Origin of the sequence: Mycolicibacterium smegmatis, from assembly GCF_001457595.1 — a bacterium.
GTDB classification, from domain to species: Bacteria; Actinomycetota; Actinomycetes; order Mycobacteriales; family Mycobacteriaceae; genus Mycobacterium; species Mycobacterium smegmatis.
In genome coordinates this window covers 2,287,373-2,307,148 of the sequence record NZ_LN831039.1, presented here as the reverse complement: position 1 = coordinate 2,307,148, position 19,776 = coordinate 2,287,373, and the positions used below count along the sequence as shown (strand labels likewise).

Here is a 19,776-nt window from a genome sequence, read left to right as displayed (position 1 = left end):
CCGTCTCACCCTCCGCAGCCGCCGCAGCCACCACAACCGCTGCAGCCGTCACCGCCGTCGCCTCCCGCGCAAGACGCGCAGCCGCCACCACCGTCGGAGCCACCGGCGACGCCGGGGGCCTGCACCGCGTCGGCGTAATTACCGTCCACCGCACGCAGCGCCCCGGCGCCGAACAGGGCGACCGACAGCGCGACCGCGGCAGGCCCGTAGGTCTCGAACGCCGGGCGCTTGGCCGGATCGAGGTAGGCCAGCCGCCTGCGTTCCTGGGCCAGCAGCCGTCGCCCGGCCGGCGTCAGCCGGCGCACCTGCCACAGCCACGGAAGCACGGCCAACCCGTAGAGAACCGTGGCGACCACCATGACCCCGAACGTGAAACCCAGGTCGGGGTCACGGGCGAACTGTGTCACCAGATAGACGCCGTACATCACCCCGAACAGCATGACCACGATCGACGGAGCCACACCCAGACGAATCTGCCTGCGTTGTGCCGGCGTCGTCACCAACCCGCGCTCGCCCAGCTGCTCCCTCATAGCGTTCAGGTCCGCCCGAGACGTCCGGTAGAGGCGTGGAACGGTGTGGATCGGGTCACCGCCCACCCGGCGCAGCATCGAAGCGGTGAAACCGTCGATTTCCCGGGTGCGCACCTTGTGATCCACCTTGCGGGAGGAGGTCACCCGCCCGGTGGCCCGCAGGCTCGCCAGTGCGGTGACCACCGGGGCGACCTCGGACCGCAGGAAGGCCAGCTCGGTCGCGCTGACCGGCCCGACCTCCCCGCGTTGCCGCGGTGTCAGGGCGATCCGCCAGACCACCGCGAACAGGGCCGCCGCGCCCAGAGCCACCAGGTAACCGTTACCCACATCGGTTACCGCTCGTCCGTAGAACTCGAAGAAGCTCTCGTCCCTCGACATCGTCACCTCCCCTTCCAGATGCCCCAGCGTGGCGATCCGCCGCTGTTACCGATCACAACTTTCCGGTCGAGCCAGAGTGCATCGGCAAAGACAGCGTTCTGTGAGAGAACTTTGGCGTCTGTGTGAGGAAACTGATTGCGCGGGCGGCGTTGTCAGACGCTGACCGGGGACCACCTGTCGAGGTTGGATTCCAGGAACGCACGCAGTGGAAGCGGTTCGCGGCCGATGAGCTCACGCAGCACCGCACGGTCGGCAGGCAGGGTGCGACCCATGTGCGCCACCATATGACCGACTGCAGAAATATGTTGTGCCATTGCAGGGTTCACCACATCTTCACCGTCCGCTCGCGACAGGTCCAGAAGGTCGTCACGCCATTGCTCCTGCGTCGCGGTCTCGTAACGGACGGGTGAACCTGACAACTCGGAAAGCAGTTCCGCGATCTCGACGTGACTGTGTTCTTCGGATCCTTTGATGTAGACGATCGTTTCGGAGAATCGCTGCGGGTGCAGCAGGCCCGCCAGTGCCAGTTCGGCGGCGTCTCGACCACTGATCCAGGCGACGCGCTGCGGCCCGAAGGAGTTGCGAATGAGTCCATGCTCGCGGATCGAGCGACTGTGGAGCACCTTCAGGTTTTCGTGGAACAGCGCGGCCACACGTAGGATCAGCAGATCCAGTCCCGCCCATTGCATGACCTCTTCGGCGAGCCACTGGGCCCGACCCAGATCACTCCGATTCTCGGGATGCGAGGGGCCCATCGACATCACGACCGTGCGGGGTTGACGGCCGACTTCCCGCACCGCGGCGGCATAGTTCGCCGCGGCCGGGATCACGCCCGCGTCGATGGGATACGTGAAGTACGCCAGGTCGACATCGGCGAGCGCAGGCACCAGCGTGCGCCGATCGTGCAGGTCGCCGATGGCGATCTCGGCTCCCAACTCCGCGAGCCGCTCCGTACGCTCGCTTGGTGTGCGGGCCAGCACCCGCACGGCCCGGCCTTCCTCGCGGAGGCGACGCACGAGGTACTCGCCGGTGTTGCCGTGGCGGCCGGTCGCGCCGGTGATCAGGATCGGGTTGTCGGTTTTCGTCATGCTTTCTCCTGTAGCGGTTTTCGATATTCCGGTTGGTTGACGTCCGGCGCTCACTCGAAGGTGAAGAGGATCTTGCCGCCGCGCTTGGCGGTGCGGGCGTGGGTGAAGGCCTTGAGGTAGTCGTCGAGGTGGTAGGTCGCCTCGACCGGTGCGTGCAGCACGCCTTCAGCGATGAGACGGGCCAGATAGTCCAAGGTGTCGACGATTTCGTGCCGCGGCTCGCTGGCGTACCAGTTGCCGAGCCAGAAGCCGGTGAGGCGGACCTCGCGTCCAAACAGGTCGGCCGACGAGACACTCATCGGTGTACCGGTCAGCGATGCGTACGCGACGGCCGTGCCGCCGAACTCCAGTGCACCGATCAGATCCGACGCGGCCGAGCCCCCGAGCGGATCGATGACGAGGCTCAGCCTGTCGCCGCCGAGTGCCTGCTTGATGTCGTCGGCGAGGTTGGGACCACTGACCACCACGACGTCGCCCCCGGCGGCGCGCACGTCCTCGACGGCGTCCTCACGCCGGACGATGTTGAGCGTCTTGAGTCCCCGGCGCCTGGCCAGGGTGGTGACGTACCGCCCGACCGCGGAGTTCGCCGCGGTCTGCCCGACCCAGTCGCCGACCTGCAGGTTGACGAAGCGATCCAACAGCAGATGTGCGGTCGGTGGGTTGATGGACAGCATCGCCAGTTGCTGCGGGTCCGCGTCGGGCACCTCGATGACGTCATGGGCCGCGGCGACCACCTTCTCCGACCAGGTGCCGTAGGTGTAGGTGGGCAACACGATCACGCGTTTGCCCACCAGGTTCGAATCCACCTCGGGGCCGACGGCTTCCACGATGCCGACGCCTTCGGCTCCCACCCCTGCGGGCAGTTCCGGATGCACCAGGTACTTGCCCTTGAGCAGCAGCAGATCCGACGGATTGATCGCGGCGGCCTCCAACCGGACCAGCACCTTGCCGGGCCCGGCGACCGGTTCCGGGGTGTCGACCAGTCTGACCGTGTCCTCGGGGTCGCCGAACTTGGTCAAAATGAGTTGTTTCATGGGAATCCTCCTGTGTGTGAATCGGGGAATGCCGGAGGTACACCCGGCGGTTTACTTCTTCAGCGCACATCGTCAGCGCGAATCCTTGTAATAGACAATCTGGTTGGTGGTGGCCAGCAGAACGCCGTCGCGCGACCACAGTTGCGCGGCCTGGTCGAAGTAGCCGCCCGCGAAGCGCTGAGCGCGGGCCGTCGCCAGGAGATAGTCGTCACCCACCCGCTCCAGCTCGGCGGCGGACGCGTGGAAGTACGTCGTCATCGAGACGGTGCCCGCGGGCACCGACCGCCCGAGGCCCAGGAACACCCGCGGATAGAAGACGTCGGCCAACGCGGCGAGTGCAGGAAAGTCGAGGTGCCGTTCGGGATCGTGACGCACCCAGAACGTCGACAGCGACGACGGCGCGGGCGGCTCGTCCTCCGGTGGCGCACCGTCGATCACACGCACGTCGTAGTTGCGCAGGAACGCCACCCCCAGCGGCCACGTCGCCGGCGGGTACGACGCCGGTTCCCCCGCGGTGGGCATGACCGCCTCGATGTCCGACCAGACCTCCCGACGGATCCCGAAAACCGCTGTCGCCGTGGACTTCACCTCACCGTCCTGGCTCAGCGTGGCCGTCCAGTGCTGGTTGGTGCGGTTGGTCCGCACCAGGTCGACGTGGACATGGAACTCGCCGTCGGCGATGGGTGCGGCGTAGGTGACGGTCAACGCGACCGGTTCACCCACCCGGTCGGCCTGTGCATCGATGACCTGCAGGATGAACGCGGCGGTCGCTCCCCCGAACGGGCCGACCATGTTTCCGTACTCGGGCACCGTCCACCCGTCCGCACCACGGCCACCGTCGGGACGGATGTCGATGACCGCATCCAGTGGATGCCCCGTGCACTGCCCCGTTTTCACATCGACCTCCCACCGACGAACCAATAGCTGAGTTTATGTTGCTATACCTAGATAGCACGGTTCGTCCGCCAAAGGAACACTGATCGGTATACTTGTGACATGTCCGACACCACCGCCGAACGCCGAGGCGGCCGCGGGGCACGCGAGCGCCTCCTGTCCTCCGCGTCGCGGCTCTTCTACCGCAACGGCATCCACGCCACCGGGGTCGAGGCGTTGATCCAGCACGCTAATGTGTCCAAACGCACGCTCTATCAACACTTCTCAAGCAAGAACGAGCTCGTCGAGCACTATCTGCGCAGAATCGACGGGGCCGGGGGCAGCCCCATGGAGAAGCCGCTGCTGAACCAGGAACTACCGCCCCGCGACCGGCTGTTGGCGATCTTCGACGCCGTGCCCGTTGCCCGGTTCCGCGGGTGCCCGTTCCACAACGCCGCCGTGGAATCTGCGGGCGAGCTCAGCGCGGTCGAGGACATCGTGCGCGACCACAAGCGGCGCTTCGCGGAGTTGCTGGTGCAGGTGGCCACCGAGGCCGGCGCCGCCGATCCCTACGCCCTCGGCCCCCAGCTCCTGGTGCTGTTCGAAGGCGCGGCCGCGCTGGCCACCTCACTCAACGACACCGGTGCGTTCGTGCACGCGCGCGCGGCGGCTGCGCAACTGATCGACTGCGCGGTGCGAGGACAGATCGGGCGGTGAGCCTGACTCTCAGGAGCACTGACGTCTCGTCCTGGCCGCCCGTACGCAACAAAAACCCGCGGCATCCCCGCCGCGGGTCTTCGTGAAGTGGAGCCAAGGGGATTCGAACCCCGTCCGCAATCGGAAGACCCGAGATGACCTGCGAATATGCGTCCGGTCAGACCCGCTCGGTTGTGTATATGCCCAGTTGGCCGTGGCCAGTTGATGACCGCGTCATCAATCTACGCCGCTCGTCTGTGGCATTAATATGCCGACCATGGCAGCCGCACCGCCTCAGCCCGCCGGCGGGTTGGTACCCGGATCCTGACGGGGCCCCGACGCAGCGCTACTTCGATGGCAAGAAGTGGACAGACCAGCTCGCCCCGCTGGCTGCGCCGGCCCGAGCCGACGATGGGTACTCCACAAAGTCATCGGCGGTCGCTGAGATCCTTGGCTTCGGGACGACATACAGGGCACTTGGCTGGACGATCACACCCAACCAGCGACGGGACCACCTTCATCAATGACGCGACCGGACACGGGATGACGGTGAGCGTTGAAGGGTTCACGCCATTCTGAACACCCAAGGCAGGGAACCGACCACACTTCGGCTGCGTCTTATTGTCATGCGAACCGTTGAGGTCATCGATTCCGAGCTGCGCGCGCTGACGGCGTTCCGGGCGGCGTGCGCTGCCGACGGAAGGCCGCTGCGATCCACGCGCCACATGGACTGACTGCGCTCACTGAAATTCCCCACTGACGCTCATTGAAATTCCCCACCCGTGTGGCTCCGCCGAGAAGGGCGGGCCTCCCTCGATGCTGCTGGTGTCTGACGCCAACAGCTCCCGTCGAAGGAGGCCCGCTTTCTCATGCTCACATGGGAGGACGATGTGGAAGTACATGCCCTACGTAAACGTGGTTGGACGATCTCGGCGATCGCCCGCCACACCGGCCGGGACCGCAAAACGATCGCGGATTATTTGTCGGGAAAGCGAACACCTGGGGTGCGGGCGCGGCCGGGCCCGGATCCGTTCGAGCCGTTCGTCGACTATGTCGCCGCGCGGCTGACCGAGGACCCGCATCTGTGGGCCCGCACCCTGCTCGACGAACTCGAGCAGCTGGGATTTCCGCTGTCGTATCAGAGCCTGACCCGCAACATCCGGGCGAGGAACCTGCGCCCGGACTGCCAGGCGTGTCGCACCGCCACCGAACGCCCGAACTCCGTCATCGAGCACGCTCCTGGCGATGAAACCCAGTGGGACTGGCTGGAATTGCCCGATCCACCCGAATCCTGGGGGTGGGGTAAGACCGCACATCTGCTGGTGGGCTCGCTGGCGCATTCTGGCAAGTGGCGGGCGGCGTTGACGCCGTCGGAGGATCAGCCGCAGCTGGTCGCCGCGCTGGACCGGGTGACCCGCGAGCTCGGTGGCTGCACGCGGGTGTGGCGGTTTGACCGGATGGCCACCGTCTGTGACCCGGGTTCGGGGCGGGTGACCGCGTCGTTTGCCGGGGTGGCCAAGCATTACGGGGTGTCGGTGGCGATCTGCCCACCGCGGCGGGGAAACCGCAAGGGTGTGGTGGAGAAGGTCAATCACACTGCCGCGCAACGCTGGTGGCGCACCCTGGATGACGAGTTGACCGCCGAGGCGGCGCAGGCCAGTGTGGACCGGTTTGCCCGGGTGCGCGGTGGCACCCGGATGCGGGCCACCGCTGACGGGCGGTCAGCGGTGGCTGTGGTGGCCAAGACCGAACCCTTGGCGCCAGTGCCGGCGACGCCGTATCCGGTGATCATTTCCCAAACCCGCACGGCGTCACGCCAAGCGTTGGTGTCCTACCGCGGCAACCGCTACTCGGTGCCGCCGGAGCTGGCCGCCGCCCAGGTGGTGGTCAGCCATCCCGTCGGGGCGCAGTTCTGCGATATCGCCACGGTCGCAGGGATAGTGATCGCGCGGCACCGCATGGCCGCCGACGGACTCGGGGTGATGGTCCGCGACAGCGGCCATGTCATCGCCCTGGACACCATGGCGATGGCGACAGCGTCCACCGGGCGTCCCCATCGCCGCAAGGAACGCATCCCACCCGGGCCGGCCGCCAAAGCCGCTGCCGCCCAACTGCTTCACCTCAACGACGCTAACCAAGAAGCTGCCGAATCCTCCACTTGGTCAACTGATTCCACTGTCATCGACCTGTCCGCCTATGAGCGGGCCGCCCAGAAAAGGACCATCCAATGACCCCCACGCCACGGACCGCCAAGAACACCGCCACCGTCACCGAGGAGCCGCCGTCGACGGCGGCCAGCCGCTATCAGAAGCTGCGTTCACATCTGGCTGAGCTCAAACTGCACGCCGCCGCCGCGGCGCTGCCCGCCGTGCTCGACCAGGCCAGCGCCGAGAACCTGTCACTGACCGTGGCGTTGGAGCGGCTGCTGGCGGTCGAGGTCGAGGCCAGCACCGCCCGGCGGCTGGCTGGGCGGCTGCGGTTCGCCTGCCTGCCCACCCCGGCCACCCTCGATGATTTCACGTCGATGCGGCCGCCGGCATCGACCGCAAGCTCATCGACGAACTGGGCACCTGCCGTTACCTCGAGTCGGCGACCAACATTCTGCTCGTCGGCCCGCCGGGCACCGGGAAGACGCACCTGTCGGTGGGGTTGGCAAGGGCGGCAGCGCATGCCGGGTATCGGACCTACTTCACCACTGCCGCCGATCTGGCAGCTCGGTGCCATCGCGCGGCGATTGAGGGGCGCTGGGCCACCACCATGCGGTTCTACGCCGGCCCCACCCTGTTGGTGATCGATGAACTGGGCTATTTGCCGCTGCCTGCCGAGGCCGCCTCGGCGTTGTTTCAGGTTGTCTCCCAACGGTATTTGAAAACCAGCATCGTGATCACGGAGGAATTGTCAATACCTGTGGATCGGGGTGTTTCAGGCGACCTCCGTTCCGGCGTGCTGACCGCCGTCTGAGGGCGATGTTGGCGGGGTGATGTCGGTGGGTCGTTCGAGCAGTCTGCCTTTATGGAAGACCGCGCCGGCGCGGACCAGGGCGACCAGGTGTGGGGCGTTGACGGCACGCCAGCGGGCCGCGGCGGCGTCGATGAGCTTGTAGGCCATCGCTAGTCCGGCCGCTCGTGATCCGGGCCCCTTGGTGACCTTGGTCCTCAAACGCACTGTGGCAAAGGTGGATTCGATCGGATTCGTCGTTCGCAGATGAATCCAATGTTCGGCCGGATACTTGTAGAATTCCAGCAGCACATCGAGGTCGTCGGTGATCTTAGCGACCGCCTTGGGATACTTCGCGCCGAAGTCGGCCTCGAAGGCCTTGACCGCGATCTGGGCCTTGTCGATATCCTCGGCGTTGTAGATCTCCTTGATCGCCGCCAGCGCCGACGGGTGCGCTGATTTCGGCAGTGCAGCAAGAACATTGGCCTGCTTATGAAACCAGCACCGCTGCTCTTTGGTGGCCGGGAAAACCTCGCGGACTGCTTTCCAGAACCCGAGCGCGCCATCGCCGATCGCGAGTACGGGGGCGGTCATGCCGCGGCGCTTGCAGTCGCGCAACAGATCGGCCCACGACTCGGCCGACTCGCGGTAGCCGTCGGTGATCGCCACGAGCTCCTTGCGGCCATCAGCACGCACGCCCAGCATCACCAGCAGACAGAGCTTTTCCTGGTCCAGCCGCACCTTGAGGTGAATGCCGTCGACCCACAGATACACGTAATCAGTGGCCGAGAGGTCGCGGGCCCCAAACGCGCGGGCCTCGTCTTGCCACTGCGCCGTGAGCCGGGTGATCGTGCTGGCCGACAGCCCAGCGCCGGAGCCGAGGAACTGCTCGAGGGCAGGGGTGAAATCGTTGCTCGACAGGCCGTGCAGGTACAGCAGCGGCAGTACCTCGCTCATCTGCGGCGACTTGCGCGCCCAGGCCGGCAGGATCGCCGAGGAGAACCGCTTGCGTTCACCGGTGTCGGGGTCGACACGGCGGTCGTTGACCCGCGGCGCTTTCACCTGCACCGCGCCGGCGGCGGTCAGCACCTCCCGGGGCTGGTGATAGCCGTTTCGCACCACCAACCGGTGACCGTTCTCGTCGAGTTGATCGGCGAACTGCGCCACGTAGGCGGCGACCTCGGCCTGCAACGCCGCGGCCAGCATCTGCCGGGCCCCGTCGCGGACGATCTCATCCAACAACGACCGACCAGCACCGCTGGCCTTGTCGTTGGCGTCCTCGGTGTCGTGAACTACGGTGAGCATGGGCGTACCTTCCCAACCAGCGCGCCAACGCCGGTCTTGATCGAATACCTGATTCCGTGAAGATCATCCCCGGGAAGGTGCGCCCATCTTCACGCCCCCACACCGAGGCTCATCCACAGGTATTGATCATTGCTCGTGATCACGACCAATCGTGGTGTCGGATCCTGGGGAGAGATCCTCGGCGACACCACCGTGGCCGCCGCCATGCTCGACCGCCTCCTGCACCGCTCGGTGGTCATCAACCTCGACGGCGAGTCCTACCGCCTTCGCGACCACCAGGCCGCCGCGGAAACCCTCCGCCGCGCCACCACCGGCACCCGCCAAGCACTACACTGACCGATGCTCACAGGTGGGGAATTTCAACGAGCACACCTGGGGAATTTCGATGAGCGCGATCAGCCGCTGCGATCCACGCGCCACATGGACGAGCTGCTCGACGAGCGGCTACAGATTACGAAGCTCGGCCCACCATAGGTCACAGCGTCGATCGCGCAAGCGTTTTGGCGCTAGGTGTCGAAGGTCATGCATGCTGATTCGACGGCGAGTTCGCCAGCTTCGCCCCTGGGGATGAGGCAGTCGTCGTAGACGTGCTCGTAAGCGTCCAGCGTCGGAATGTCTACGGCAACGATCAAATCCCATCCACTTCGCCGGACGGTGCAGCCAGCAGCTTCTACTTCGCTGATGATGGCAGCGATGCGCTCAGTGAGGATGCCTTCCTCGACCTGGTGGTCGATAAAGATTCGGATGGTGGAGTGCCCACCGGAGGTGATCTTGCCTTTGAACATGAGATTGTCGTTCGCGAACTCGCCGAGGACAGTGTCGTTGACGGCGATACCGTCGGCAAGAACGGGGATACTAAGCACCCGGTATGTTCGAGCTTCCGGCTCAGGCAGAACCCAAAGCGTCTCTGAGTTGGCAGGTGGCCAGGAGTGCTCGTCGTCGGTGTCGATCTCGAACCTCATCGGTAAAGCACCCCGGGGGCGCGTACCTGGAGGCGGTCCAAGCGTATCGAAACGTTCACGGGTCATATCGATATGAGCTTCCTATTTCCGACGCGGAGCGTGAGCGCTATTTCCCTTTTGGTTTCGGGTGATGTTTCTTACTCTTCCCGTCTTTCTTCTTATCCTTATCGTTTTTCCTGTCAGATGATCGTGCGCCCCCATCGGAGCCGGAACGTCCGTCGTGCTGTGCGCTAGACCGCTGAGCCGATTCCCGAGCTGACTTGCGCTGGCGATTCGTGACCGCTTGCACGCGGGCCTTTTGGCTGGCCCGCTGATCAGCTGGCGACGTTAGGCGTTGTTGCTGTGTTTGGATGGCTTTATCAAGGAACTTCTGGTCGGCATCTGACCTCGTCACGCCGCGCGCGTCTAGCTCTTTGAGAAAATCCTCGGGTCGTTTATCGCTTTTGGCGAGATTACAGGTCGTCGCGCATGCCGGCGCGTGGTTCGAAGGGGCATTGGTCCCGCCCTTGGCGCGAGGGACCACGTGGTCGATGTGAAATGGACCATCACTGCTGCCGCAATAGACGCATTGGGGCTTTCCTCCGTTGCGGGCGGCGCTTGCCTCGTATGCCGCGTCGCGCTGTGCCTTCGTGGCAGGGGGCACGCGTTGGCTACGCGGGAGGTTTCCTGGCCGGACGCCTGGGGTGCTCGCTCCCGGCGGTCCTGCACTGCTGGCAGGCTGCGTCGGTTCTGGCGCTTTCGCGGGTGGCGCGTTGGGGGCTTTCGGCGAGACACCGGGTGAGACGGGTGGTTTCGCCGTGCTCGCGGCCGCGACCTCGTCGGCGAGCTGCGCGGGTGGGGTGGGGGTGGTTTTGGCGACGTCGATGACGTCGTCGGTGTGTTTGGCGAGTTGTTCGCCGGCTTGTTCGACGCCTTCTTTGATGACCTTTTTGGCGGCGCCTTGTGGGGTGACCATGGACGCCGCGGCCATCACGTTAGCGGCCATGCCCAGTGCTTGGTTGTCGGGCATGGCGGCCGCGGCGATATCGAGACCGGCGCTGGACAGGTTCACCGTCGCCGCAGCGATCGCGGCCGCGCCCGCAGGTCCACCGACGCCGGTGACAGCCAGGGCCACCCCGCCGACCAGCATCGCCGATTCCAGCGGGTTCTCTTTGACGAACGACCCGACCGCCTTCGCCCCCGACACGGTCGCCGACGCGGCGGTCTTGACCGCCGACGTCGCAGTGTTGGCCAATGAGCTGACGGAGTCGGCGAACGAATCCAACAAACCCAGCGGCGCGCCGCCGGCACCTGTCAGGTGCAGTGGCGGGTCAACATAGACCGGCCAGGCGGTGTCGGGCCGGGGGTCGATCACTTCGGCCAGCACATACAGCTGCGGGGCGAGTTGCTTCACAAGATACGAGCTGGGTACTGGTCCGCCGGTGGCGTCGCGGGTTTCGGCGGGGGCGAACATGCCGACGGTCTCGGCCGTGGGTGTCGCTTTGTTGATAGTCAGATACCCGTTGGTGTGGGCCAACATCACCGTGTCGGCCGGGGTGCGCACGAACGTGGTGACCATCCGTGGCCCACCCGGGCCAGCGATCCGCGCCACGGTGCGAGTACCGGTAGCGGTATTTTCGGCCAGAAGATCAAATCCCGCACCGGCATTCGGATACACCACCTGCCCGCCCGGGGTGTGCTCAGCCCGCCCGAGACCGCCCGGCAACACGATCTGCACCGGGCCGGCCGCGGTCTGTGAGGTCAGGCCGGTCACCGGGTCGGTGGGCAGGCCCGTGCGGCGCTGCTCGGGCGAGACGGTCAGATCCGAGCCCACCGCCGACTCGGTGAACGCTGCGGTCGCGGCGTCAGCGAACTTCTGCGCCGCCGACACCGCGGCCGCACCCTGCTCTACCCGCTCCGACGGTGTGGGCTGGACGAGGTGCAGACCACCGATCGCGACCGCCACCGCACACAGCACGGCCAGCGACCGAAACGGCCAACTGAACCACACACTTTGCTCCTCATGGCCCAGAAAGTTGCCTGAACTCGCCCGTAAGTCTCGACGGTCCCGCATGCGATCCCCCGATCAGCTACGTACCTGAGAGGCCATATAGCAAGCCTCATCCATGTGAGGCAGGACTCTAAGCAGAGATGCCACTACCCGTCAACTAGCTGCTATTACACCGATTATCACCGATGCGTACTGGGCCTGTTGTTTTCTTCACCGGCAAAACAAACTAGCGCTTCTGAGCAGCGCTTAGCAACGAACTACTGCAACCGGAGCTCAAACTAAGGGGCCTGCAAGTGTATTTGCTCACATCGCGACAAACGTGGCCTATGCGTGGTGATCGCCCTCGGCTCTTAGGAGTGGCGAGAGCATCGGAACGTGTGCCGACGCGACGGCGCCCGACTGTCGAATCGGTACCGGGTCCGACGGTCTGCTCGCCGAGCTATGCAATGGGATGTTTGCCCGAAACGGCGCAACCCGCTCGGCACGTCAGTGCGGTTACCAGCGGTGATTCGACCCATCACCCCTCGCGCTGTCGATAGTGTCGCCGTTTGTCTCGTTGCTGCGCAGTGTTTGGGTGGTAGCCTGCGGCCCATATTCGGACATTGCTGCGGCACCAAGTGCCTCCGCCGAAGGCGCTTCGGGAGTACGAAGAGATATGCCCGGGTGCCGCCGATCGAGTGCTCCGGATGGCGATGGGTTGCAGTGCAGGCGATTCGCGAACGGCGAAAAGGGGGGAACCGCCGAAGAGGTCAGGATGTTGTTCTCGATGCGCATGCGGATGCCGTTGCCATCCCAGGAGCCATCGGGGTTGCGGCCCATACGCGCCCACAGATCGTTGGCCGCGCCCTCGGGCAGCGACCACTCCTGGAACGACCCGATGACCATCGAGACGACCTGGTTGTTGGTGGCGGTCTGGAAGTCCTTGTAGGGCCCGGCCACCACCTCGCGGGTGTCGGTGATCAGCCAGTCGTCGGGGTCATCTTTCCAGCGGGCCTGCGACCCGTCGGCGTAGATGAACCCACCACCCTCTTCGGTGCAGCACAGCGGCCAGTTCTCACCCAGGTCGCCGTCAGCCTCGGTGTCGTAGTTGAACGTCTCCGTGGTGTCCTCGTAGGAGAACGCGAACGAGTCGGTTTCCGGGTAGGTGCGCCAGAACCCGTTGTCGGCGCGCAGGACCAAGGTCAGCTCCTGCGTGCACGATTCGCCGATGTTGCTCACGTCCGGGGCGCCTTGAACCACCGCACATCCGACCACCAGCGGCCCGTATCGAGGTCGATGAACGACAGCTCGCTCGTGCGCTTCTTGTCGATCGAGGCGATGATGAGGCGGCACAGCTTGCGGCAGTGCTGCGGGTCGCGGCCACGCACCAGCAGTTTGATCTCAACCTCGGTGGGGCCCTGCAGCGCGTCGACGAACGTCACGCCATCCTGGGAGGCGCCCTTCTGGTCGATGGTGTCCCACGGCGCGATCAGACCCTTGAGCCCGTTTTTCTTGACCATCACGCACTCGGGTGCGGTGAACTTGTCGGGAATCGCCTTGCCGCCGAGGACCGAGAAACTGTTCGCCCCGTCGTAGGACCACAGCGTCACCAACGGGTGCCGACCCTTGAGGTGGTAGTAGGCAGCGTGAGGCGTGAGCGTCCCCTGTGGATAGTGGGTCATCGTTGCCCCGCAGGGGCGTTCTGGACTTCGAGGTGCCGCGTGATGTCAGCGCCGGCGCGGTCCTCGGTGGCCTGATGGTTGTGGTACTCGAGGTTGATCGGCTGGCCGGGCTGCTGCTGGCCCGGCTGACCAGGCTGAGCCGGGTTCGGGTTCGGCGGGGCTTGCTGCCCGGCGGTGTTTGGCAGCGCAGGCCGCGCACCGGCGAAACCGGATGCGACCTTGCCGAACCACGAATTGCCGATGTTGCCCAGTGGCGAGCCCGACGGCAGAAATGTCTCCATGAGACCCGAGACGCCGATGCCGGCGAGCTGGCCCGCATAGCCGATCGCGCGGTTGGCGAGCTTGATGCCGATCTGCGCGGCCTGAGATGCACCGGGGGCCAATAGATCCAGGCCCTGGGTCGCGGTCATGATCGCGTCCATCGGCAGGCCCGACACGCCCTGGAAGCCGCCACCACCCTGCGCGGGGAACGCGCTGCCACCCACTGGGGTGTTGAGCGCGAACGGGGCCGCCTGCGGACCACCCTGGCCCATGAATGGCAACGTGCCGCCGCCACCGGAGACTGGGGGCAGGCTCGAGGGGGTGGTCGCCGGTGTGGCCGGATTGTTCAGCGCTGGGTTCGTGTTCGCCGGGCTGTAGATATCCGCTGCGGTCGACGGAGACGCCGACGCGGTCGACGGGTACACGGTGACGCTCGGCGCAGCAGGGATGGTGGGTACTGATGCAGACCCGGCAACCGCGGGGCGATAGTAGTGCGACGTAAAGGCCGGGTCATCGGCACCGGTCCCGCCGATGCCCCGACGGGCAGCCGCCGAGTCGCTACCCCAGTTGAATGGCGTGCCACCAGGCAGCGTCGCCTGCATGTGGCTGGCGTTGAATCCCACCCGGAAGTCGCCGGGGCCACCGGCGCCCGGCAGGAAGCCGCGCTCGCGCAGCCACTCGTCCGCGTTGTGTGTCGACAGAGACCGGCCACCGGTGGGGCGGCCGTCGAGCAGGTTGACGAGATCCTCGACCGCGCTGGAGCAGTCGGCGATGCCTTGTGTCAGGTCGGCGATTCCGGTCTGCGAGTAGCGGCCTGCCGGGACGTTGGCCAGCAGCGCCGCATCGCCCGGGTATCCGCCAGCGGCGTATCCCGCCGGGTAGCCGTAGCCCTGCTGCGCGTACTGCGATTGGGTGTACTGCGGGCCGAACGCGCCCTGCGCACCGAGGATGCCGAGGATGCCGTGCCCGCCTTGGATCGGGTTGGCCGCGCTGATCGCCGACAGCGGGCCCAGTAGCGGCGCCGCGGCCAAGCTGGCGACGAATCGCACGAGGTTGTCGGCGAGTCCGGGCAGACCCTCGGAGATGCCGAGGTCGTTGTCGAGCGCCGCCCCGATGTCGTCCATGCCCTTCGAGAAGCCCTTGGCGGCGTTCTCCATCTTCTTCCAGGTGCCCTGCTGCGCCTCGGACAGCCGCATTTGCGCTGAGACATACTGACGTTCGGCCATCGTGACCTGCTGGCGCGCGGTGGCCAGCTGCTGAGCGGTGGCGTTGCCCTCGGCTTCGAGCTCCAGCACGCGGATACGCGCCGACTCGACGCTGTTGCGCGCCGACAACACCGACGTCTCGGCGTCGTACACGCGTTGTGGGTCGACCTCGTAGTAGCCCATGCCGCCACCAGCGCCGGGCATCGGCGCGCCGGGCGCACCTGCCACGGCGGGCATGGGAATCGCACCAGGAACCGGGATCGCATCGACCGAGTACTGCGACGGATCGAACGACGGCTTGGCCGAATCGGTCCTGCCCGCGTCGGCGACCTGCTGCTGCGCCTGGTCGTACGGCATGCCAGGGCCGCGCTCAGGCGAATCCGGCGGAGGCGGACCGAGCGGGATCGTCGGCTGAGCTGGAATCGGCGCGTTGATGCGCGGGTCCACCAACCCGGGGCCGGTCAGCCCAGGAGTGAGGAACGGGGGCAACGCACTATCCGAGGGCACCTGCACGCCGTCGCCGTTGAGGCCCGGGCCCTGCACTGGTGGTCCATAAATGCCGCTGTCACCGAGGCTCTGCCCCGGCGCTGGCGGTGGCGGCGGTGGTGGCTGCTCGAACGGCGCATTGAGGAACCCGGGCAGGGTCTGGCTGAAGAACGTGCCGATGGCCGAGTCGGCCAGCCACTCCTTGAACTTTCGGAAGGTCTCATCGATGTTTCGGCCGAGGGTGTCCCAACCGTCGGCGTGCCGCTGCAGCGCCCCCGTCGCTTCATCCGTCTTGCCGGCGACATTGCCCAATTCATTGGCGGCAGAAGGCAGATCAAGATTCTTGATCGCGTCGCCGACATCCTCCCACTTGGTTTTGAACAGGTCGAGCCCGATGCGTTCCTGTTCCATCGGGTCCTTGACCGATGCCAGGGCATCCAGCACGGCGCCGAACGCTGCTCGTGCGGTGGGGCCACCTTCAGCGAACTTTCGTCCCAGTTCTTCTGCGTCGAAACCCAATGCGGTGAGGGCGGTCTTGGTAGTGTCCGAGTTGTCAACCACGGTGATGGCGAACTCTTTCAGCGCGTCGGCGGCGACATCGACGTTGCGGGCGCCACCCTCCCAAAGCTGGTTGATCAGACCGAGCGCTTCCTGGCCGTTGATGCCGAGATCGCGGAACTTGGTGCCGTATTCCTCGAATGTGTCCAGCAGGTCGTTCGAGATGTTGAGGCCCTTCTGCGTGGACGCCACGATCAGGTCGAACGCCTGCTCGTAATCGCTCACCAGGCCCGTCTTCACGAAGTTGCGAACACCACGAGCAATTTGCTGCGGGTCCTCTTCGAGCACCCCGGATGTCGCCTGGATGCGCTCGATGAACTTCTGCGCGTCAGCCTCGTTGACGTCTGGGCCGATGAGCCCCGACTGGACACCGAACTGCAGGGACCGCAGGTTGTCCTCGAGCGACTGGCCCCACCCATTGGCGTAAGCCTGTCCGGCCGCGTTGCCGAACCGGTTCATGGTCGCGCCATCGAGGCCCATTCGCGTTGCGATGAGGTCCTGCACCTGCAGTGTCTGCAGACCATCGGCAATGCCGTTGGCGAGCAATCGGCCACCCATCACTCCGAGGGTGGCCACACCGGCCAGCGCCAATCCGATTGGCCCTCCCGCTGATCCGAGCCGCAGAAGCGCGGACGAGCCTGCGAACCCGCCGACGAACTCGTTCGCCGCGTCTTGGCCCGCCGCGCCGATACCAGACAGTGACCCACGCAGCCCGCCCGCGAAGTTCTGCCCAGCATTCTGCCCTGCGGACTGTGCAGCCTGTTCGTATTCGCGGTAGGCGTCGGTGGCATCGCGGACCGCCCGCACCTCAGCGCGGCGCGCCTTCTCGACCCGCTCAGCCTGAGCGACGATGCGGTCGTTACTGGCCCCTTCGTCACGCAGCCTCTTGAGCTTCTCCTCCTCGGCGCGAAGCCGGCCCGCAGCATCGCGCGCCTTGTCGTAGGCGTCCGACGCCCGATCGGCAACCTTCTTGACGGCCTGGTCGGCATCCCGCGCCCCATCAGAGAACGCACCCGTAAACGCCTGTTCCGCATTCTTGCCCGCGTCGGCGAACGCCTTCTCGGCGCGCTTTGCGACAGCGGTGGCAGAACGCTCGTCGAGCGTCGGTTCAACGGGAATCGGGATACCCACAGACGCACCACCTTTCAGTTGAAAATGCTCAGCAGCTTGCCGAACTCGCGGTCGTGGAACTCTTCTTCGGCGGCCTCTTCCTCGGCCCGCTCACGCGCCTCGCTCGGCGAGATGAACACGTCGTACTCATACTCGTGTGGGGTGCCGGCGTACTTGCTGGCGCGGTAGGCTGCGACCTCGTTATGCAGGGCTGCGGTCATCTTCTTGAGGATCGACCAGTCGCCGCCGCGGCCGAACGGCTCGGCGGCGTGAGTCTTGAATTCTGAATCTTCGGGCAGCCCGCGAATCAGGTTGAGCAGCAGTCGACTCGACAGCTTCAGGCAGCCCCGCTCGTCACGGTCGCCGCGGTGCCACCACCGAATATCGGTGCCATGGCAATGGATCTTGAGGTCAGATTCGATCTGATCGGGGTAGCGGCACCACAAAGGCCACAAGTTTGCCCTGTATCCCCCCGATCCGGGGTTTCGGCTGATTCCCCCATGGGTCAGAGTCGATGGAACTGTGCAGTCGGACGCAACGTGGCAGGCGCGGAAGACGCATCGAGAGTGCCTGAAACTGGAGAGGACCATCGAGGAGAGGCAATCTTAGCCGCTCACCTGGGCTGTTTCCAGTTGACAACACCGACTAGGCGGCCCACACTGGGCACATGACCACCCGGGAGTTCGACTTCGAAGTCGCGTTTGTCACCGAACCGCTCGACGGTCCCGACGACGAGCGTATCGACCGTGCCATGGAGTTGATCCCGAACCTCGTTGTCAGCTTCGACGGCAATCTGACGGTCGTGACAACTCTCGTTCATGCTGCCGACGCGATCGAGGCGGGGGTCAAAGCCGCAAAGGCTCTGGAAGCCAGCGGTATTCCGGTGATCCGCACGTACCAGGATCTTGTGACAAGACAGGACATCGCTGAGCGGATCGGCGTTACACGGCAGGCCGTCGGTAATTGGGTGCGGGGTGAGCGCCATGACGACGTGCCGTTTCCCGCCCCAGTGTCGCTCGTCGCCGGGGGCATTTGGCTGTGGGGCGACGTGGCTGGATGGGCCCGCTCGCGAAACTACGAGGTTGAGGACGTGTCGTTCCCTTCTTTGGATGCCCACAATCGCATTGATCTTCTGATCTCGGCGGGGATTGGGTCTGTCACCGTGACCACCTACGAATGCGTAGCTGACATCGCTTTCCGCCACCGTGGGACGAAGGCCTCCCTGGGTCATACGTACCAGCGGTCCTATGCACCGGCCTCATGATTGAGCGGGACGGCGCGCCCACTTTCGAAGACGTCCAGGAGCTGCTCAACCGATCTGAGCTCACCGACGTTGTGCTGTACGAACACGCTGGGCGACGTGTCGACGATGCGGTCGACGACGAATTTTCACTTCAGGTCTTGACCAGAGTGGGTGACACCGAGTTCGAGATCCGTTGCAAGGTCACCGCGGCCGGGCACGGCGGCCAGTACCTCGCCGATGCTGGGGCTGTGTTCACGCTCCAGTCCGCTGCAAAGATTGAGGAAGGTACAGCTCGCGAATTCGCTGAGAAAGTCGGGGTAATGGCTGTCTACCCGTATCTCCGTGCGGCAGTCAGCCAATCCGCAGCCTCGCTCGGTCTCGACCGTCCCATACTGCCGTTACTCCGCGCCGGCGGCGTCAAACTCACGGAATCTATGGACTCGGCCGAGGACGCCTGAGAACAACCGTTCAGGTCGCCTCGTACCGGAGTGCTCGACGCACCTGGCGGATGTGATCCAAGCTGGGATTTCCGGGAGTGCCCGGCACCCGAACGTAAAGGCCGCCGTCAGCCTCGGCGACGTCCACCTCGGCGTTGAGAACGTTGGGATCGAACGAGATCCCGTGACGGATGTAAGTCAACCGGCCTACAACGACCTGGGGGCCCTTGGCGCCTTGTGCACGCTTGGTTTCAATCGTCGCTGCACCCAGGTGGTCTGGCTGCCAGGATTCGACGAGTGCGCTCATGTAACTCATGAGCGTGCGGTCGTCGGTGTTGTCTTCGAGATCAAAGGCGACATGGTTGTATGGTCGCCGGGCATCGACGAAGCCTGCCCGAACGGTGTACTCAAACTTGGTCGGGCTCGTCTCTGGCCGGTCGCCGACCGCCCTTCTGGCCAGTTCGATGTTCAAGCCCGGAGCCGAGCGAGGACCCTTGTTCACCCGCTCAGTCACCGATGTGATCGCGGCCTCAAGATCGCCTTGGTCGTCAACGTCGATGGGCACGAGGTCGTAACCTGTCTGCGCATCGGGTTGGCGCGGCCGCCAAATCCCCCACGGCCCGTGTCTTTCTGGTTCCGGCGGGGCCAACTGCAGCGAGCGTTGCAAGCGTCGCGCCGCGTCCTGCAGCGAATCCGGGCGGTTACCCCAACCGCCGATCAACCAGAGCACTCCTGTCCCCTTCTTCACTGTGGCGGTACCACCGTAACCGTAATCAGGTCGTCATAGCCTTCACGTTCGACGATCCGCTCAATCGCCTCTGCCGCCTTCGGTTCGGCTACTCGCCATTCGACCGGAATGCCCTGGGCCTCGGCAATGCGGTACTGGCGTTGGAGTTCGTCGGGTATGTCCTTGGCCGGTCCGAAATCTGGATTGAATTCTCCGTCAGGTCCCTCCCAGAGGAGGCGAAGAGGTCCGCGAACAGCCAGCTGACACATGATGCTCGGGGCGCTCGATAGCATCA

The 19,776-nt window shown here is 65.4% G+C and carries 18 protein-coding genes and 2 pseudogenes; 7 read left to right on the top strand and 13 right to left on the bottom strand.

Translation table 11 applies throughout. The features are described from left to right. Positions 1-5 precede the first annotated feature (5 nt). The 4 genes from AT701_RS10970 to AT701_RS10955 all read right to left on the bottom strand — a co-directional run bounded on the left by AT701_RS10970 (position 6) and on the right by AT701_RS10955 (position 3,927). Positions 6-908 carry a TIGR04222 domain-containing membrane protein gene (locus AT701_RS10970; protein WP_223495495.1) on the bottom strand — a complete coding sequence of 301 codons (903 nt, stop codon included), beginning with the start codon at positions 906-908 and terminating at the stop codon, positions 6-8. A gap of 152 nt (positions 909-1,060) precedes the next feature. Continuing rightward, positions 1,061-1,996 carry an NmrA family NAD(P)-binding protein gene (locus tag AT701_RS10965; RefSeq protein WP_011728191.1) on the bottom strand — a complete coding sequence of 312 codons (936 nt, stop codon included), beginning with the start codon at positions 1,994-1,996 and terminating at the stop codon, positions 1,061-1,063. Between the two features lie 50 nt (positions 1,997-2,046). Next, a complete protein-coding gene (locus tag AT701_RS10960) occupies positions 2,047-3,030 on the bottom strand; it encodes a zinc-dependent alcohol dehydrogenase family protein (RefSeq protein ID WP_003893529.1) in 984 nt (327 codons plus the stop codon). Positions 3,031-3,102: 72 nt separating this feature from the next. Continuing rightward, positions 3,103-3,927: an acyl-CoA thioesterase gene (locus tag AT701_RS10955; RefSeq protein ID WP_011728190.1), complete on the bottom strand. Its 825-nt coding sequence runs from the start codon at positions 3,925-3,927 to the stop codon at positions 3,103-3,105. A gap of 99 nt (positions 3,928-4,026) precedes the next feature. Between AT701_RS10955 and AT701_RS10950 the strand changes: the two genes are divergently transcribed. From AT701_RS10950 to AT701_RS10940, 4 genes and pseudogenes are all read left to right on the top strand, one after another. Then, positions 4,027-4,620, top strand: coding sequence for a TetR/AcrR family transcriptional regulator (locus AT701_RS10950; protein ID WP_003893527.1), 594 nt, complete (start codon positions 4,027-4,029; stop codon positions 4,618-4,620). A gap of 134 nt (positions 4,621-4,754) precedes the next feature. Beyond that, a complete protein-coding gene (locus AT701_RS35695; RefSeq protein ID WP_306672562.1) occupies positions 4,755-5,126 on the top strand; it encodes a DUF2510 domain-containing protein in 372 nt (123 codons plus the stop codon). 342 nt (positions 5,127-5,468) lie between these two features. Continuing rightward, complete coding sequence (locus AT701_RS10945; protein WP_011727957.1) at positions 5,469-6,830, top strand: Mu transposase domain-containing protein; 1,362 nt, start codon at positions 5,469-5,471, stop codon at positions 6,828-6,830. Continuing rightward, positions 6,827-7,530: pseudogene (locus tag AT701_RS10940) on the top strand (ATP-binding protein); the annotation flags it as partial. The gene AT701_RS10945 and the pseudogene AT701_RS10940, both read left to right, overlap by 4 nt. Here AT701_RS10940 and AT701_RS10935 read toward each other — a convergent pair. Next, positions 7,522-8,841: an IS256 family transposase gene (locus AT701_RS10935; RefSeq protein WP_011727856.1), complete on the bottom strand. Its 1,320-nt coding sequence runs from the start codon at positions 8,839-8,841 to the stop codon at positions 7,522-7,524. The pseudogene AT701_RS10940 and the gene AT701_RS10935 overlap by 9 nt on opposite strands. A 132-nt stretch (positions 8,842-8,973) precedes the next feature. Between AT701_RS10935 and AT701_RS10930 the strand changes: the two are divergent. Further along, positions 8,974-9,177, top strand: a pseudogene (locus AT701_RS10930) (ATP-binding protein); the annotation flags it as partial. Between the two features lie 170 nt (positions 9,178-9,347). On the opposite strand, the gene AT701_RS10925 reads toward AT701_RS10930, so the two are convergent. The 6 genes from AT701_RS10925 to AT701_RS10905 all read right to left on the bottom strand — a co-directional run bounded on the left by AT701_RS10925 (position 9,348) and on the right by AT701_RS10905 (position 17,520). Further along, entirely contained in the window at positions 9,348-9,803 is a 456-nt protein-coding gene (locus tag AT701_RS10925; RefSeq protein WP_003893522.1) for a DUF4265 domain-containing protein, read from the bottom strand. 106 nt (positions 9,804-9,909) lie between these two features. Then, positions 9,910-11,793, bottom strand: a complete 1,884-nt coding sequence (locus AT701_RS10920) for an HNH endonuclease (protein ID WP_223495493.1) — start codon at positions 11,791-11,793, stop codon at positions 9,910-9,912. Between the two features lie 495 nt (positions 11,794-12,288). After that, the gene (locus AT701_RS36125; RefSeq protein ID WP_233032060.1) at positions 12,289-12,972 is read right to left on the bottom strand and encodes a DUF7257 domain-containing protein; all 684 of its coding nucleotides are present in this window, start codon (positions 12,970-12,972) and stop codon (positions 12,289-12,291) included. 35 nt (positions 12,973-13,007) lie between these two features. Continuing rightward, on the bottom strand, positions 13,008-13,454 hold the full coding sequence (locus tag AT701_RS34175; RefSeq protein ID WP_081319445.1) for a hypothetical protein: 447 nt from the start codon (positions 13,452-13,454) through the stop codon (positions 13,008-13,010). After that, on the bottom strand, positions 13,451-17,095 hold the full coding sequence (locus AT701_RS10910; protein ID WP_058125818.1) for a phage tail tape measure protein: 3,645 nt from the start codon (positions 17,093-17,095) through the stop codon (positions 13,451-13,453). Before AT701_RS10910 ends, AT701_RS34175 begins: the two co-directional genes overlap by 4 nt. 14 nt (positions 17,096-17,109) lie before the next feature. Next, positions 17,110-17,520, bottom strand: coding sequence for a hypothetical protein (locus AT701_RS10905; protein ID WP_003893516.1), 411 nt, complete (start codon positions 17,518-17,520; stop codon positions 17,110-17,112). Positions 17,521-17,741: 221 nt separating this feature from the next. Between AT701_RS10905 and AT701_RS10900 the strand changes: the two genes are divergently transcribed. Next, entirely contained in the window at positions 17,742-18,338 is a 597-nt protein-coding gene (locus tag AT701_RS10900; RefSeq protein ID WP_003893515.1) for a helix-turn-helix domain-containing protein, read from the top strand. After that, entirely contained in the window at positions 18,335-18,775 is a 441-nt protein-coding gene (gene secBL / locus AT701_RS10895) for a SecB-like chaperone SecBL (protein WP_003893514.1), read from the top strand. Before AT701_RS10900 ends, secBL begins: the two co-directional genes overlap by 4 nt. A gap of 10 nt (positions 18,776-18,785) precedes the next feature. On the opposite strand, the gene AT701_RS10890 is transcribed toward secBL, so the two are convergent. Further along, positions 18,786-19,484, bottom strand: coding sequence for a hypothetical protein (locus tag AT701_RS10890; protein ID WP_058127599.1), 699 nt, complete (start codon positions 19,482-19,484; stop codon positions 18,786-18,788). Between the two features lie 14 nt (positions 19,485-19,498). After that, the gene (locus tag AT701_RS10885; RefSeq protein WP_003893512.1) at positions 19,499-19,750 is read right to left on the bottom strand and encodes a putative universal stress family protein; all 252 of its coding nucleotides are present in this window, start codon (positions 19,748-19,750) and stop codon (positions 19,499-19,501) included. Positions 19,751-19,776: the final 26 nt, after the last annotated feature.